The organism is Listeria aquatica FSL S10-1188, from assembly GCF_000525795.1.
Lineage (GTDB): Bacteria > Bacillota > Bacilli > Lactobacillales > Listeriaceae > Listeria > Listeria aquatica.
The window spans coordinates 149885-165977 of the sequence record NZ_AOCG01000011.1; the positions used below are offsets into that span (position 1 = coordinate 149885).

Here is a 16093-nt window from a genome sequence, read left to right on the forward strand (position 1 = left end):
GGGAACTAAGCTTTAATTTGCCGTTCCATGTTCTTTAATTTCGTTTTTAAACTGTCATCATAAATGCGAGTTCCAATCACGACACGAACTCCGCCAATAAGCGATTTATCGATATGATTGTGAATATGAAGCTTCTTTTTGTCCAACTTCTTGGCAAATACAGCAGAAAGTGATTCTTTTTCTTGATCTGAAAGTGGAATAACTGAGTAAACATCTGCCTCAGCAATTCCTTCCAAATCATTCACTCGTTCTTTATAAAGATCAGCAATAGCTATCAAGTAATCTTCACGCCCGCGGTCAATCAGTAAGAAGATAAAGTCCCGAAGCGTTTCATTCACATCTTTAAACACAGAACCAGCAAGATTCTTTTTTTGCTCTGTTGTAAGAGTTGGATTTTCAAGTAGTTTTACAAAATTCTCATTTTCAATTAAAGCTTGTTTAATTGCGGAGAGCTCTTCACCAAATTCATGAATTTGGTTTTTCTCCTCAGCCACTTGAAAAATGGCTGTAGCGTAACGGCTTGCGACTTCTAAATCTTTACTCATTTGTCATCGCCTAGCCTTTCGATATAATCTTGAATGAGATCGTTTTGTGCTTTTTCATCCAGATTTTTTTCGATTACTTTAGAGGCAATCAGAACAGATAAGGAGCCGACTTGCTCACGAAGAGCCGAAATAGCCTCTTCTTTTTCGCGAACGATCTCGTTTTTCGCTTCTTCTTTTTGGCGTTCTGATTCGGAACGTGCTTGTTTTAATAATTTCTTCACGCTCTTTTTCACCAAGCTGCTTAGCATTTTCAATCATTGTTTGTGCTTCCACACGAGCTTGTTTTAAAACTTCACGTTGTTCATCAAGAAGTTTTTCAGCTTGTGAACGGCTTTCTTCTGCCGAATCAATTTCGGAAGCAATATGCTCTTCACGTTCTTTCATGACATTCATTAGTGGCTTCCAAGCAAAAATGCGGATCAGTACTAATAAAAGTGCGAAAGTAAAGAGTGTAAATAGACTATCGCCTATTGTAAAAGCAGAACCTACTACTAAATGTGGTTGTAACACGCCTGTTTCACTCCTTTCCAAACATTCGCTAAAACTAAATTATATTTCAAGAAACGGGGAAAAACCCCGATCACTTCGCGATTCGTGGTTTTAATTACTTATTTAGAACCATGAACGCGATAACAACAGCGATGATTGGAAGGGCTTCAACTAAACCAATACCAATAAACATGATCGTTTGTAGCATCGAACGAGCTTCTGGTTGACGAGCAACACCTTCAACAGTTTTTGAAACAATAAGACCATTACCAATACCTGCACCAAGTGCACCTAACCCTACTGCGATTGCAGCTGCAATAACACCTAAAGACATAATTTAATATCCTCCTTAAAATTCCTGTTTAATTTGTTTCAATTTATTAAAGCTTAATGTTCATCACTAACTTTGTGTGACATATAAACCATTGTCAACATGGTGAAAATATATGCTTGGATAGCACCGATGAATACGGAGAACCCTTGCCATAAGAGTGCTGGAATGATTGCGAGTACGCCTGTAAAAATGTTGATGTGTGCAAGCTGAGTCGCAATAATAGAAAGTAAAACTTCACCAGCAAAAATGTTTCCGTAAAGCCGTAAGCCAAGTGTTAGCGTATTAGCAAACTCCTCAACTACTTTTAACGGGAATAAGAATTTCATCGGGCTCAAATATGTTCCCATGAAATAATGTTTGAATCCGCGCATCTTGACACCATAATAATGAGTAAGCGCAAGTATCATAATGGCAAGTGTTAATGTTACAATCGGATCCGCTGTGGGTGAACGCCACCAAACTTCATCGTGAACTGCAACAGATGTAACAACACCGAGCATGTTCGCTACGAAAATATACATAATTAGCGTAATCCCTAAAACATGAAATCTTCCTCCAGTTTTCCAGTCCATATTACTACCAATGATACCGCGAACAAAGTCCATGACCCATTCAATAAAATTTTGCTTCCCAGCCGGGCGGCGTTTTAAATTGCGGGTACAAAGAATAGCGATCAAAAGTACGATCACACATGTAACAGTAATCATCACTAGATTGGAAAGGTTAAAATCCAAACCTAGAAAATGGACTATGGGAAAGTTTTCTTCCAATTTGGTTCACCCCTCTCTTTTTGTTAACTTTTTTCTCCGATATAAGGAATACAGTATAAAGTCCAAGAAAATAACAGCATAAGCAATTCCTAAGCCAGTAAGCATACTGTAAACATGAAAGTACTCAGGGAGCTGAGTGGCAATAATTGTCGCAAGTAGGACACTTCCCATTCTTGCAACAGTCCCGATACCGTAAAAGTTTCGGTTTTCTGCAAGAGCCTTTGTCATCGCTTGCGTTCGTCTCATAAGTAGCCAGTAATTAAACCAACCTACGATTAGACCAAGTTTCAGACCTAAGAAGATATGTACATATGGCGTAAGAAACCAGCCTACAAGACAAACTCCAATAAATACCATGAGATACTTTTGATGGCGATGATACATTCCTATTAGCGACTCTAACATTTGATGCCGTCCTTTCTTTTTCATACATGCCAATCGTCTCACTTGCAAAATTGCAAACTTAATCGGAGTGAGCAGCTAAACTTTGTGAAATACGACACACCTAGAACCTTCTATCCCTCTTCTTCCACTAATGAAAGCCTTAACACCGTGTCCTTTCTAGAATACAACAGTGAAAAGATAAAAGTCAATATCGTACCACATTTCATTCTGCGCCTACGTTCTTATAGTATCACATTTCTCAGGTGTTCAGAAAACATTTGATTGTTTTTTTTGTTTACTTTTTTTGTAAAGGCTTATCACATGAAATCCATAGCTCAAGTTCGTTTCCATAAACACCTCCGATACTTAGAAAAGCCTACTCAAAAAACAAGTATACGATTTCACAAACTTAAGAAAATAAAAAGCCTTTCACAATTGTAAAAGGCTCTCATTTCTTTAAAATCGAGAATTTGAAAGCACTTTTCTACTGAAAAAGAACACAAAAGCAGTTCTTTCACTCCCCGATTGATAGTCCCCTTCAAAGCCGCAACTTTATTTCTGTCAGCAATTTTTGCCGGCGGGAATAAAAGAATGCATTGCAGCGCTCTATCCCTTGATGAATGAAAGTACGTTTCTAGGTCCATTTGATTGATAACATTGAACATATTATCACATGTTACAAAAAAGCTCTACCCTTAATCCCTTATGTAATAAACATGTAATAATAAGGCGTTTTCATTTAACCGAAAAAGAAACAGACAGTCTCCTTACTGGATAACTGCCTGTTTACATCAATTTGTTTTAAAATCCGCTGGTCGTTCTGTATCGTTAAAATAAGAAGAAATCGCTTCAAGGATTCGCTTAGACGCTTCCCCGTCTCCATATGGGTTACTTGCTTGACTCATTTTCTGATGCTCTGCTGGGTTATCAAGTAACAATAAAGCTTCGCTAATTAAAGCTTCTTTTTGAGTACCGATTAATTTTAACGTCCCAGCTTCCACACCTTCCGGCCGTTCAGTTGTGTCACGTAAAACCAAGACCGGAACCCCCATTCCTGGCGCTTCTTCTTGTACACCGCCTGAATCGGTAAAAACTAAGTAAGATTTTTTCAAGAAATTATGGAAGTCAATCGCATCTAATGGCTCAATCAAATGAATTCGATCGTGTCCGCCAAGAATGCTGAGAGCCTTTTCTCTTACAGCAGGATTTTTATGCATCGGGTAAACGAGTTCAACATCCGGGCGCTCTTCAACAATCTTACGCACACCTTCGAACATTCCTTGCATCGGTTCGCCGAGGTTTTCCCGTCTGTGAGCTGTCATTAAAATCAAACGATGATCCCCCAAGGCATCTAAAATCGGATGTGAATAGTCTTCCTGTACTGTTGTTTTTAATGCATCAATTGCTGTATTTCCCGTTACAAAAACGGTCTCCGCCTTCTTATTTTCACGCAGTAAATTTTCTTTTGCCGTATCCGTTGGCGCAAAGTGCAGATCAGCTAAAACCCCTGTAAGTTCGCGGTTCATTTCTTCAGGAAACGGCGAGTACTTATTCCATGTTCTTAGCCCTGCTTCCACATGCCCGATTGCTGTTTGTTCATAAAACGAAGCTAAGCCAGCAGCAAAGCTTGTTGTCGTGTCTCCATGGACAAGCACAATGTCTGGTTGTTCCTGCTTGATTGTTTCGACTAAACCAGATAAAACTCGTGATGTTATATCACTTAGCGTTTGACCCGCTTTCATAATATCTAAATCTATGTCTGCTTCGATATTAAAAATCTGCATAACCTGATCAAGCATTTCTCGATGCTGCGCCGTTACGACTACAACCGACTCGAACCGATCCGAATTTTCCTTAAGTGCATGGACGAGTGGTGCCATTTTAATTGCTTCAGGCCTTGTCCCAAAAACACTCATCACTTTAATTTTTGCCATATCCCTCAACCTCTTCTATTTTGTTCCGAATAAACGATCGCCCGCATCTCCCAAGCCGGGGATAATGTATCCGTCTTCGTTTAGTTTTTCATCAAGCGCTGCAATATAAATATCTACATCTGGATGTGCTTCTTGAAGGGCTTTAACACCTTCTGGAGCCGCTACTAGGCACATAAATTTCATATTTTTCGCACCGCGTTTTTTAAGTGAATCGATTGCCATAATTGCTGAACCACCCGTTGCAAGCATGGGGTCAACAACAATGAAAAGTCTTTCTTCAACGTCAGAAGGAAGTTTCACAAAGTACTCGACAGGTTCAAGCGTTTCATGATCTCGGTATAACCCAACATGTCCAACTTTTGCCGCAGGAATCAATTTTAAGATTCCGTCTGTCATTCCAAGACCTGCACGCAAAATAGGAACAACACCGACCTTTTTCCCTGCAAGTGACTTCGCTTTTGTTTTTTGAATAGGTGTTTCGACCATTGTTTCTTCGAGTTCCATATCACGAGTAATTTCATACGCCATTAAAGTGGCTACTTCATCGACAAGTTCACGAAATGCTTTCGTCCCTGTTTCTTTATCGCGAAGAATAGTTAGCTTGTGTTGAATTAATGGATGACTTGTTACATGTACTTCTGACATTTCCGTTCCGCTCCTTTTTCATATCGAAATTTCTCTTCTTAATTGTATCAGAAGACAGCTCAAGTGCAACAGAAAAAATCGTCTTCATAGAAAAACAAGATAGAAAATAAACTTCTCTACCTTGTTTCTCTTTTTACATATCTTCATATAACGGATAATTTTGCATAAAGCTCATCACTTCTGCTTGTATCTCATCTAAAATAGCTTGCTCATTCAAATGATGCAGCACTTTAGCAATAAGTTCCCCAACCTTAACCATTGCTTCCTCGTCGAATCCTCGTGTTGTTACGGCCGCCGTCCCAACACGAATCCCACTTGTTACAAACGGACTTTCCGTTTCAAACGGAATGGAATTCTTGTTCACTGTAATACCAACAGAATCAAGCGCTATTTCTGCATCTTTCCCCCGTAATGCCTAGCGCTTTTAAATCAATCAATAGCAAATGATTATCTGTTCCATTCGTTAACACATCAACCCCATTTTCTTGTAAAGTCACAGCTAACTGTTTCGCATTTTTAATAATTTGAGCTTGATATTCCTTGAATTCAGGTTGTAAGGCTTCACCAAAGGCTACTGCTTTTGCCGCAATAATATGCATGAGTGGTCCACCTTGGATCCCCGGAAAGACAGCTTTATCAATTTTTTGTCCCCATTTTTCTTTTGCAAGAATCATTCCGCCTCGAGGACCTCGAAGCGTTTTATGCGTTGTCGTTGTGACAAAATCTGCGTACTCTACAGGGTTTTGATGAAGACCCGCAGCAACAAGTCCGGCAATATGAGCCATATCAACCATGAAAAGCGCGCCCACCTCATCAGCAATTTCGCGAAACTTCGCAAAATCAATTGCCCGTGGATAAGCACTTGCTCCCGCTACAATTAATTTTGGTTTCGTTTGAAGCGCTACTTTCCGGACTTCATCATAATCAATTTGTTTCGATTCAGGGTCAACGCCGTATTCCTCAAAATGATATAGCACACCGCTAAAATTCACAGGACTCCCGTGCGTCAAATGCCCACCATGCGCTAAATTCATACCGAGAACTTTATCCCCAGGTGAAAGCACCGCTTGATAAACAGCCATATTAGCTTGCGCTCCTGAGTGAGGCTGAACATTGGCATAATCCGCATGAAAAAGCTCTTTTGCTCGGTCTCTTGCCAAGTTTTCAACAATATCAACATATTCGCACCCGCCATAATATCGCCGTCCCGGATACCCTTCCGCATATTTGTTGGTCAAGACAGATCCCATAGCTGCAAGAACTTGTTCACTTACAAAGTTTTCCGATGCGATTAGCTCAATGTTATTTCTTTGTCTTCCGAGTTCCAAGTGAATTGCATTAAAAACCTCAGTATCTCCTTTTTGCAGATAAACCAATACACCCAACCTCCTATTTTTTTGTTCTTTGTCGAATTCTTCATTTCAATTATCTCTATCATTACGCAAAAAAAAAATAAAAAGCAAGCGTTTTGTAAGACTTTTTAGTAAATTTAGAAAGTGAACACTTTCACTTATAGAAAGCGTTCGGAAACAGCCGTTTCTAAGGCACTAAAAGCAGCTTGGTACTCCGCTGTTCCACCAGAAAATGGGTCAAAAACATCCTCGTCGTCTGGTGAAATAAGCGCCATTTTCTTTTCTTCTGCAGGAAAAACCGACCGAAGCAAGGCTAACTGAGCCGAGGTCATCACAAAAATTTTGTCCGCCCACATTAAGTCTTCTTGGTGAAGTAAATGGGCTTCATGAGAAAACAAAAGCCCCTTGTCCTGTAAAATTTGCCTCGCTCCAGTTGAAAGCGGAGCACCTTCTTCCGCATTCAGTCCTCTCGAACGAACCAAGATATCTGGCCTAGCCGCTCGAAGAATTCCTTCTGCTATCGGACTGCGACAAGTATTCCCCGTACAAATTATTAGCACATTCATCGCGGTAATTCACTTGTTTCATTTAAATATTTATTTCCCGCGGCTTTCTCAAGTCGGTTCATCACCGCGTCCCCAATTCCATCTTTTGAGAACGTTTCTGCGAGTATCAAAGTCGTATCCGTGTGGTCAAACAATCGCAATCCATCATACAAACGCCTTGCAATTTCGTCCATCTGAGCCCGGCTCCCAATTTTAATTTTCATTACCGGCTCTCGAATTTCCGCCGCGAGCTCATCCGAAAGTAGCAATCCTACTTTCTCACCTCGGTCAAGGCCACGCTTGATTTGTTTATCCCAAAAGGCAGCTCCCCCTTCAACGAGATAAACCGGCGCAAGAGGTGCATAATGTGTATATTTCATTCCCGGCGCTTTCGGGACTTCTTCTTTTTTCGGGATGTTTCGAGCAGAACGAACTTCTCCAATAACTTCCTCAATTTGCTCCGTTGAAACACCACCTGGCCGCAAAATCACTGGTGTATCAGAAGTCACGTCCAGCACAGTTGATTCGAGACCAACACCAGTGCTTCCTCCATCAATGATCGCTGAAATCCGTCCACTCAAATCTTCTTCTACGTGTCGAGCAGTTGTCGGACTTGGACGTCCAGAGCGATTGGCACTGGGAGCAGCAATCGGCCGATTCGTAATCCGTAGTAGCTCCAAGCCAACAGGATGAACGGGCATCCGAACCCCAACTGTCTTTAGGCCCGCCGTGACACTTTCTGCAAGCACTCCGGGTTTAATTGGTAAAATCAGCGTAAGCGGTCCTGGCCAAAAGGCTTCCATTAGTTTCTCCGCCTTTTCAGGAACCTCGGCGATAAACTCCTGCATTTGTTTAGCATCTGCAATATGAACAATTAATGGATTATCGGATGGACGACCTTTCGCTTCATAAATTTGCTTGACCGCATCTGGATTTGTCGCATCAGCACCAAGGCCGTAAACCGTTTCTGTTGGAAAGGCCACTGTCTCTCCAGAACGAAGCAATTCTGCTGCTTCCTGATAGATTTCTTTTCCTTGATCAATATTCCAAAGTTTTGTTTCCATCTTTTATACTCCTTTTTTCGCCTTCTTGTCTTATTCTAACTTCTTTCCCACTCGTTTTACAATCTTTTGTGGCTAAAAAGTTATCCCCAGATTGTGGATAATAACTTGTTCCTTGGGGATAACTTAATGTGGATTTGTGGATATCTGTCCCAAACCCTGTTTCAGACTGCCTTAAAAAGAATAATTTACATTTTTGAACTCATTTTCTCAAGAAGTTATCCACAAACTGATGCGTGGTACGCTACAAAAAAAAGACACGACTCCTCAGTCAATGTCTCAATTTAACAAATTCGAACAAACTACAATGCGATCTTTTTGATTGATATCTCGGTGAATATAGGTCTTCGCTTCTGTAAAGGTCGATGTAAATAAGGCTTGCACCGCTTCCCCCTTGCGTATAACCAATTTCAACTGCCACTAAGAATCTATCATTCAGCACATGAGGCAAGTCCTTTATAAGGCGCTCGTAAATTGCTAAGCCATTTTTTTCCGCAAAAAGAGCTAGCTCTGGTTCGTTCGCAAGAACGTAGGCTGACATCTCTTGTTTCTCGCGTTCAGCAATATAAGGGGGATTCGCAACAACGATATCAAAAGTTTGTCCCTCGTGCTTAAAAGCATCCAGCAAATCAGTCTCAACCAAAGTCACCGGGGCATCAAGTGCTAAACTGTTTTTTCGCACAACAGCCAGTGCGCCAGCTGAAATGTCCGAAGCAAAAACCTCCAGCTCTGGAAAAAGTTTCTTTAAAGAAATCGCAATGATGCCACTTCCTGTGCAAACATCAAGTACTGTTTTTTGTTTATTTTTCTTTAGAAACTGCTCGCACAGCAAGACGAGTTCCTCTGTTTCAGGTCGCGGAATTAATACATTTTGATCTACATAAAAGTCGTACCCATAAAACGGGGCAATGTTCAAAATGTACTGCACAGGTTCGCCATTTAAGTAACGATCAAAGTCCGCCTTAAACTGAAGCTCATGCTTTTCCTCTAAAATGCGGTCAAAGCTCGACCAAAGTTCTGTTCTTTTTAGCCCGAGCCTCGTTTCAAGTAAAATCTCTGCTGCATTCAAATCCAAGTTCCGCTCTTTTAAAATTTGAGCCGCTTCATGAAGAATTGTACCGATTGTTTGCTTATTCGGCATCGTTTAAGTGCTCCAATTTACTTGTCTGATCTTCTAAAATAAGCGCATCAATGATTTCATCCAACTTGCCTTCCATAATTTGATCGAGTTTTTGAATCGTCAAACCAATCCGGTGATCGGTCACTCGGTTTTGAGGATAGTTGTATGTCCGAATTCGCTCAGAACGGTCACCCGTCCCAACTGCCGATTTCCGGTTCGCATCATATTCTTCGCGTGCTTCTGTCTCGAATTTATCATAAACCCGAGCACGCAAGACTTTCATCGCCTTTTTCTTTATTCTTGATTTGAGAGCGCTCATCTTGCATCGAGACAACAATCCCCGTTGGAATATGCGTAAGCCTTACAGCCGACATTGTCGTATTAACACTTTGTCCGCCAGCACCAGTTGAAGCAAAAGTATCCACACGAATATCCTTATCCTGTAAATCCACTTCTACATCTTCTGCTTCCGGCAAAATAGCAACCGTTGCCGTAGACGTGTGAATCCGTCCGCCCGATTCCGTTTCTGGAACCCGCTGCACACGGTGAGCCCCATTCTCATATTTCAAGCGCGAAAACGCCCCCGCTCCATTTATCATCACGATAATTTCTTTGTAACCACCGATTCCTGTTGGGCTTGCATCCATCACATCAACCTTCCAGCCACGTGACTCTGCATATCGACTGTACATCCGGAACAAATCTCCCGCAAAAAGAGCGGCTTCATCGCCGCCTGCTGCACCACGAATTTCCATGATAACATTTTTATCATCATTGGGATCTTTCGGTACAAGAAGCAATTTTAATTTTTCTTCCAGCTCCGCTTTTTCTTCTTGCAGACCACTTAGCTCTTCTTTCGCAAGTTCACGCATCTCATCATCCAGTTTTTCAGACAAAAGCTCCTTCGTTTCATCAATGCCAGAGGTTACCTCTTTATAGTGACGATACGTTTCCACCGTTTCTGCGATACTAGATTGTTCTTTTGATAAATCACGCAATTTTTTTGCATCCGCAACTACTTCCGGGTCGCTTAATAACTCATTTAGTTCATCATAGCGGTTCTCAACCGCTTGCAAACGATCATACATTGATTTCATCCCTCACCTTTCATTGATCGATTGGCGGATGCGCATGACACTTTCTGCAAACCGGATAATACTGGTCATTTCCGCCAATTAAAATTTGTTCTCCTGTATAGACAGGCTTTCCTTCTTCATCAACACGCAAAACCATTGTTGCTTTTTTCGCGCAAAACCAACAAATAGTCTTCATTTCTTCAATTTTATCTGCATACAGCAACAGATATTTCGATCCTTCAAACAACTCATTCCTGAAATCATTTTTTAGTCCATAAGCAATAACAGGAATCCCAAGCTCATCCACAATATGCGCAAGTTGAAAGACATGGTGTTTCTCAAGAAATTGTGATTCATCTAGCAGAACACAACTAGGGCGTGGTTCAATCGCCTTTACCTGTTCAAAAATATTCGTATCAGAAAAAACCGGAATCGCATCCCGTTTTAAGCCAATTCGACTTGAAACAACACCCACCTGGTCACGATTATCAATACCAGACGTAAAAATCACAACCGGCTTATTTTGTTCCTCATAATTATGTGCTACTTTCAAAATTTCAATCGTTTTCCCACTGTTCATCACACCATAACGAAAAAATAACTGTGCCATAAATCCATACCCTCTTTTCTAAAACTCTTTTCCTATTCTACCACAGTCCCTAAAAAAATTGGATAGGGAAGCAAGAAATTTCGATTTTGCTTAAAGAAAGAAGCTCGGCTACTTTTGGCCGGGCTTCCTTTATCACTTTATTTCACTCAAAAACGCGCACCCCATTATGCTCCGTGCGAAGCGCCTTCACTTCCGCTTCCAAATCAAGCACGCTCAGTTCTCGCCTTAACGCTTCACTCACATCATGTGGCGCAAGCACGAGCACAGTTGGTCCCGCCCCACTAAGAACCGCCGCATACCCATGAAACTCGGCTACTTTACTTCGAATCACACTTAAGTGTGGGACAAGCTTCTCCCGGCATTTCTCATGAAACAAGTCGCGTTCCATCATTTCACCAGCAAGTCGTAAATCGCCTGCCATAAGAGCTGCAACCATCACATTAGCTACACTACTCGCTCGAACCGCATCCGCATACGAAAGCACGCGTGGTAGCACCGCGCGACTTTCACTTGTAAGCAAAGCTACTTTTGGGATAACAACCAAGATCGCCGCATCTGGAAAAGCATGCTGTACATAATAATCTCGATCTGGCTGCTTGCTACAAACGACGAGCCCTCCCAAAATAGCGGGGGCAACATTATCAGGATGACCTTCAAATTCTGCAGCAAGCCTCACCTTCGCTTCACTCGAAAGACCAAGTTTTGCAAGTTGATTAGCCAGCTCAATTCCGGCAACAATTGCAGCTGAACTGCTACCAAGCCCCCTTGCTGGCGGGATATCCGATTCCATGATCAAGTGGCGAGACTTAAGATTAGGTGCCACCTTTTTAGCCACTTGAATGACCATATTGGTTTCATCTGTCGGAATTTCATCCGGAAGTTGGTGCTCAATCCGCCAAGCTTTACTTTCTTCACCAACAATAAGCGTCAAATATAAATCAAGCGCAAGTCCACAAGAATCAAAACCAGGTCCAAGATTCGCTGTTGTTGCTGGGACTCGGATGCGCATTAGACTTTCACTCCGTTTCGCAAATGATCTCGCATCGCATCAATTGTTTCGATATGCGCAATATCAAAAGCATGTACATCCATAGCTGTATCTGGGTCTTTCAAGCCATTCCCAGTGAAGACACAAACCACTTTCGAGCCCCGCTTGATGCGCCCTTCCTTCAAACTCTTGATAACACCCGCAAGTGAAGCGGCCGATCCTGGTTCAATGAAGACACCATCGCGTGCGGCTGCAAGCTTGTATGCCTCGATAATTTCTTCATCCGAAACAGCCGTGATGGCGCCACCCGATTCATCACGTGCCGCCTCGGCCAGCTTCCAGCTGGCCGGATTCCCAATCCGGATGGCCGTTGCGATCGTTTCAGGCGCTTCGATTCGCTCACCTTTCACAATGGCCGCTGCTCCTTCTGCTTCAAAGCCGTGCATTTCTGGAAGACCAGTTCCATGTTTGTCATTCCATTCTTTGAAGCCTTTCCAGTAAGCGGAGATATTGCCGGCATTACCTACTGGGATAGCAAGTATGTCAGGGGCTTTTCCCAGATCTTCACAAATTTCAAAAGCCGCCGTTTTTTGCCCTTCAAGACGGAATGGGTTTACTGAATTGACAAGGGTAACAGCTTCTGTTTCCGCAAGTTCTCGCACGGCGTCTAAGGCTTGATCGAAGTTTCCTGCAATCGCAATAATATCTGCACCATACATGACAGCTTGTGCTAATTTTCCAAGAGCTACTTTGCCGTCTGGAATTACAATATAAGCTTTCATGCCTGCACGTGCCGCATAAGCTGCAGCAGAAGCCGATGTGTTTCCTGTCGATGCGCAAATAACTGCTTCTGCTCCCGCTTCTTTCGCTTTTGCAACAGCCATTACCATTCCCCGATCTTTAAACGAGCCGGTCGGATTCAGCCCTTCAAATTTGCCGTAAAGTTCAACGCCCAGCTCTTCTGACAAGTGAAGAAGTGGAATGAGAGGCGTATTTCCCTCTGATAGCGAGAGGAGAGGTGTCGCTTCTGTAATTGGCAGATCATCTTTATATGTCTCTAGTAAACCTTTGTACATCTTTATCCCTCCACGACCGCGTACTGTGTAATAAGGCGCATCTCAGGTTCCGCATTCACGCCGCGTACAGCTTCGTCAATTTGATTTCGACTTGCAGCATGACTAATAATCACTACCGTTGCCGTATGTTTATCATTTGGTTCCTGCAAGATTTTATCAAAGCTAACACCTGCATCAGCAAATATTTTCGTTAACTTTAAAAACGTCCCTGTTTTATCATTCATTTGCATCCGGAAGTAATATTTCGAAAAAACTTTCTCTGCCGGTGTATACTTTGTTTCATGGACAAAACGATTAAACACGTTCCCTATCGTTCCAAGTTTGGTATTTTTAGCCACTGTGATTAAATCGCTTACGACACTCGTTGCGGTTGGCATTTCGCCAGCCCCGGGCCCATAAAACATTGTTTCTCCAACAGCTGCTCCAGTTACAAAAACGGCATTATTTTCATCACTTACGCCAGAAAGTGGGTGCGCCTTTGGAAGAAGTACTGGACCGACCGCAACATCAACTGTATTATCAATTTCCTCGGCTTGTCCAACTAATTTCACTCTATAGCCAAGCTGCGAAGCGATTGCAATGTCTTTTTGAGAAATGCCACGAATCCCTTTAGTTTTCACATCGTCCAGGTTTACATTCATTCCAAAGGCAAGTCTCGTTAAAATAACCATTTTGCGAGCCGCATCAATTCCGTCTACGTCACTCGTTGGATCAGCCTCAGCAAAACCCAGATCCTGTGCTTCTTGCAAAGCTTCCTCATAACTTTTATTGGAGGCCGTCATTTGCGTTAGCATGTAGTTTGTCGTCCCGTTTACGATCCCTAAAACTTTTTTAATTCTATCCGCAGCTAGGCTATTCACAATCGTCCTCAAAATGGGGATCCCACCTGCTACACTCGCTTCATAAAATAAATCGCAGTGGTTTTCTTGCGCCACTGCTACGAGTTCATCTCCGTGAATAGCAATTAAATCTTTATTTGCGGTTACAACACTTTTCCCTGCTTTCAGTGCATGCAAAATGTAATGATGTGCGGTTGTAATGCTGCCCATTACTTCTACAATAACAGCGATTTCTGGATCATCTAGCACGTCTTTTGGTTCGGTTGTTAAGGTAAAACCTTCTGCCTCGTAACGGCGATTCTTTTCTAAATCGCGTACAAGTACTTTCTTTACGGTGATATCATAGCCCGTCACTTGGCTAATTTTTTCTTGGTGTTCTTTTAGAATACGAATAACGCCGCTTCCCACGGTGCCAAATCCTAACACACCTACTTGTAATTTTGCTTTCACATGAAAACCTCCTTTGAAAAGTATCGATCTCTTCTTTATTATACGCACGATTATTCAAGGATGTAAACCCTCTTATTCGAACCTTCACATTTCTTCCACTTTACTGACTATTCTGCTTTAAAACATCAAAAAAAATACACCTCTAAGAAGAGATGTATTTGTTCCTTCATGATTAGGCTTCGTTTGCGCGAACTTTTTAGAGTCCGTACTTTTTGTTGAAGCGGTCCACACGGCCGTCTGCAGTCGCATGTTTTTGTTTACCAGTATAGAAAGGGTGCGAATCAGAAGAGATTTCGACACGTAGTAACGGATATTCGTTACCATCTTCCCAAGTGATTGTGTCATTTGACGGCTTTGTAGAACCCGACAAAAATTTAAAATCAGTACTAGTATCAACGAAAACAACTGGACGGTAATCAGGATGAATTCCAGTCTTCATTTCTTTTCAACTCCTTCGCCCTGAATCATCTGAAACAGAGAAATTCACTGCAAGAAACACACAGTATGATAATTATAACAACTGATGCGCAAACAAGCAATAGTTATTTTTTAAACATTTCTTCATTCAATAATTCATGAAATTCTTGATTGGTTTTCGTCTTTTTCATATAGCGAATGAATCGTTCTGACATATCAAGTGCATCGCCTTGCACAGGCAAGACTTTCCGAATTTTCCAAAGTTGATCTAGTCGTTCTTTTGCAAGCAGTAATTCTTCTTTTCGTGTTCCAGAACGTCTAATATCAATCGCTGGGAACAATCTTCTTTCAGCAAGTGTACGATCAAGATGTAGTTCCATGTTTCCTGTGCCTTTAAATTCTTCGTAAATCACATCGTCCATTCTTGAACCCGTATCGATCAACGCTGTAGCAAGAATCGTTAAGCTCCCGCCTTCTTCGATGTTTCGCGCCGCGCCAAAGAAACGTTTAGGTCTATGAAAAGCAGCTGGATCGATCCCACCAGAAAGCGTCCGTCCACTTGGAGGAATCACAAGATTATACGCTCTCGCAAGCCGAGTAATACTATCCATCAAAATAATGACGTCTCGTTTTTGTTCAGCAAGCCGCATCGCCCGTTCCAAAACAAGTTCTGCCACTTTAATGTGATTTTCAGGTACTTCATCAAATGTCGAACTTGCCACATCCGCAGAAACTGAACGTTCAATGTCCGTTACTTCTTCCGGTCGTTCATCAATTAAGAGTACAATCAATTCTGCTTCTGGATGATTTTCCGTGATGGAATTGGCAATTTCTTTTAGTAAAATCGTCTTCCCAGCTTTTGGAGGAGCTACGATCAGCCCACGTTGTCCAAACCCAATGGGAGAAATCATATCCACCATTCGCATAGAAAGCGGATACTGGCCAGTTTCCAAATCAATTTGTCGGTTCGGATAAAGTGGCGTGAGCCCAGGGAAATGAACTCGTTCTTTTGCCACCTCAGGGTTCTCGCCATTTACTGCTTCCACATGTAGCAGACCAAAGTAGCGTTCATTTTCTTTAGGTGGTCTCACCTTTCCAGAAACTTTATCCCCCGTGCGCAAGTCAAATCGTCGAATTTGCGAAGCAGAAATGTAAATATCTTCTGAACTAGCAGAATAGTTGATTGGTCGCAAAAAGCCAAAGCCTTCTTGCGGAATTATATCCAGCACACCTTCCATGAAAAAGAACCCTTCTTTTTCTGCATTTGATTTAAGCAATGCAAAACTTAGCTCTTTTTTAGTCAGTTTGCTGTAATATGCAATTTTATGTTCTTTAGCGAGCGCATAAATCTCTTTGATCGTTAAACTCTCTAGATAAGACATGGACAAATTTGCCATTAATTAACCACCTTTATGTTTAAAATAGTTCACAAGAAGTCGATGACTCGAACGTTTATTT

General features: G+C 41.9%; 14 protein-coding genes and 4 pseudogenes. All 18 read right to left on the reverse strand.

The genetic code is table 11. From position 1 onward, the window contains the following. Positions 1–5 precede the first annotated feature (5 nt). A complete protein-coding gene (locus tag MAQA_RS08750) occupies positions 6–545 on the reverse strand; it encodes a F0F1 ATP synthase subunit delta (protein ID WP_036073187.1) in 540 nt (179 codons plus the stop codon). Further along, positions 542–1055 (reverse strand): annotated as a pseudogene (gene atpF / locus MAQA_RS08755) (F0F1 ATP synthase subunit B). The gene MAQA_RS08750 and the pseudogene atpF overlap by 4 nt, the downstream one beginning before the upstream one ends. 94 nt (positions 1056–1149) lie before the next feature. Further along, positions 1150–1368: a F0F1 ATP synthase subunit C gene (gene atpE, locus MAQA_RS08760; RefSeq protein WP_003723467.1), complete on the reverse strand. Its 219-nt coding sequence runs from the start codon at positions 1366–1368 to the stop codon at positions 1150–1152. 53 nt (positions 1369–1421) lie between these two features. Further along, the gene (gene atpB, locus MAQA_RS08765; RefSeq protein WP_036073190.1) at positions 1422–2138 is read right to left on the reverse strand and encodes a F0F1 ATP synthase subunit A; all 717 of its coding nucleotides are present in this window, start codon (positions 2136–2138) and stop codon (positions 1422–1424) included. A gap of 6 nt (positions 2139–2144) precedes the next feature. Next, positions 2145–2543: an ATP synthase subunit I gene (locus MAQA_RS08770; RefSeq protein ID WP_036073192.1), complete on the reverse strand. Its 399-nt coding sequence runs from the start codon at positions 2541–2543 to the stop codon at positions 2145–2147. A gap of 770 nt (positions 2544–3313) precedes the next feature. Then, complete coding sequence (wecB, locus tag MAQA_RS08775) at positions 3314–4456, reverse strand: non-hydrolyzing UDP-N-acetylglucosamine 2-epimerase (protein WP_036073194.1); 1143 nt, start codon at positions 4454–4456, stop codon at positions 3314–3316. A gap of 15 nt (positions 4457–4471) precedes the next feature. Continuing rightward, positions 4472–5101, reverse strand: a complete 630-nt coding sequence (upp, locus tag MAQA_RS08780; protein WP_036073198.1) for a uracil phosphoribosyltransferase — start codon at positions 5099–5101, stop codon at positions 4472–4474. A gap of 133 nt (positions 5102–5234) precedes the next feature. After that, positions 5235–6477: pseudogene (gene glyA, locus MAQA_RS08785) on the reverse strand (serine hydroxymethyltransferase). 134 nt (positions 6478–6611) lie between these two features. Then, positions 6612–7019, reverse strand: a complete 408-nt coding sequence (locus MAQA_RS08790; RefSeq protein WP_036073200.1) for an arsenate reductase/protein-tyrosine-phosphatase family protein — start codon at positions 7017–7019, stop codon at positions 6612–6614. Continuing rightward, positions 7016–8062 (reverse strand): L-threonylcarbamoyladenylate synthase, encoded by a 1047-nt coding sequence (locus MAQA_RS08795; RefSeq protein WP_036073202.1) that lies wholly within the window; start codon positions 8060–8062, stop codon positions 7016–7018. Before MAQA_RS08795 ends, MAQA_RS08790 begins: the two co-directional genes overlap by 4 nt. Before the next feature lie 276 nt (positions 8063–8338). After that, a pseudogene (gene prmC, locus MAQA_RS08800) lies at positions 8339–9200 on the reverse strand (peptide chain release factor N(5)-glutamine methyltransferase). Continuing rightward, positions 9190–10267 (reverse strand): annotated as a pseudogene (gene prfA / locus MAQA_RS08805) (peptide chain release factor 1). Before prfA ends, prmC begins: the two co-directional pseudogenes overlap by 11 nt. Positions 10268–10286: 19 nt before the next feature. Next, positions 10287–10865, reverse strand: coding sequence for a thymidine kinase (locus tag MAQA_RS08810; protein WP_036073204.1), 579 nt, complete (start codon positions 10863–10865; stop codon positions 10287–10289). Positions 10866–11007: 142 nt separating this feature from the next. After that, on the reverse strand, positions 11008–11874 hold the full coding sequence (thrB, locus tag MAQA_RS08815; protein WP_036073206.1) for a homoserine kinase: 867 nt from the start codon (positions 11872–11874) through the stop codon (positions 11008–11010). Further along, complete coding sequence (thrC, locus tag MAQA_RS08820) at positions 11874–12929, reverse strand: threonine synthase (protein ID WP_036073208.1); 1056 nt, start codon at positions 12927–12929, stop codon at positions 11874–11876. The genes thrB and thrC overlap by 1 nt, the downstream gene beginning before the upstream one ends. 2 nt (positions 12930–12931) lie before the next feature. Then, positions 12932–14218, reverse strand: a complete 1287-nt coding sequence (locus MAQA_RS08825) for a homoserine dehydrogenase (protein ID WP_036073209.1) — start codon at positions 14216–14218, stop codon at positions 12932–12934. A gap of 196 nt (positions 14219–14414) precedes the next feature. Beyond that, complete coding sequence (locus tag MAQA_RS08830) at positions 14415–14657, reverse strand: type B 50S ribosomal protein L31 (RefSeq protein WP_036073211.1); 243 nt, start codon at positions 14655–14657, stop codon at positions 14415–14417. A gap of 103 nt (positions 14658–14760) precedes the next feature. Beyond that, a complete protein-coding gene (gene rho, locus MAQA_RS08835) occupies positions 14761–16032 on the reverse strand; it encodes a transcription termination factor Rho (protein ID WP_036073213.1) in 1272 nt (423 codons plus the stop codon). Positions 16033–16093: the final 61 nt, after the last annotated feature.

Coding starts and splice junctions, on each gene's coding strand:
- MAQA_RS08795 (WP_036073202.1), bottom strand. CDS start 8,062: ATGGAAACAAAACTTTGGAATATTGATCAAGGAAAAGAAATCTATCAG.
- MAQA_RS08750 (WP_036073187.1), bottom strand. CDS start 545: ATGAGTAAAGATTTAGAAGTCGCAAGCCGTTACGCTACAGCCATTTTT.
- wecB (WP_036073194.1), bottom strand. CDS start 4,456: ATGGCAAAAATTAAAGTGATGAGTGTTTTTGGGACAAGGCCTGAAGCA.
- upp (WP_036073198.1), bottom strand. CDS start 5,101: ATGTCAGAAGTACATGTAACAAGTCATCCATTAATTCAACACAAGCTA.
- MAQA_RS08810 (WP_036073204.1), bottom strand. CDS start 10,865: ATGGCACAGTTATTTTTTCGTTATGGTGTGATGAACAGTGGGAAAACG.
- thrB (WP_036073206.1), bottom strand. CDS start 11,874: ATGCGCATCCGAGTCCCAGCAACAACAGCGAATCTTGGACCTGGTTTT.
- atpE (WP_003723467.1), bottom strand. CDS start 1,368: ATGTCTTTAGGTGTTATTGCAGCTGCAATCGCAGTAGGGTTAGGTGCA.
- MAQA_RS08830 (WP_036073211.1), bottom strand. CDS start 14,657: ATGAAGACTGGAATTCATCCTGATTACCGTCCAGTTGTTTTCGTTGAT.
- rho (WP_036073213.1), bottom strand. CDS start 16,032: ATGGCAAATTTGTCCATGTCTTATCTAGAGAGTTTAACGATCAAAGAG.
- MAQA_RS08770 (WP_036073192.1), bottom strand. CDS start 2,543: ATGTTAGAGTCGCTAATAGGAATGTATCATCGCCATCAAAAGTATCTC.
- thrC (WP_036073208.1), bottom strand. CDS start 12,929: ATGTACAAAGGTTTACTAGAGACATATAAAGATGATCTGCCAATTACA.
- MAQA_RS08790 (WP_036073200.1), bottom strand. CDS start 7,019: ATGAATGTGCTAATAATTTGTACGGGGAATACTTGTCGCAGTCCGATA.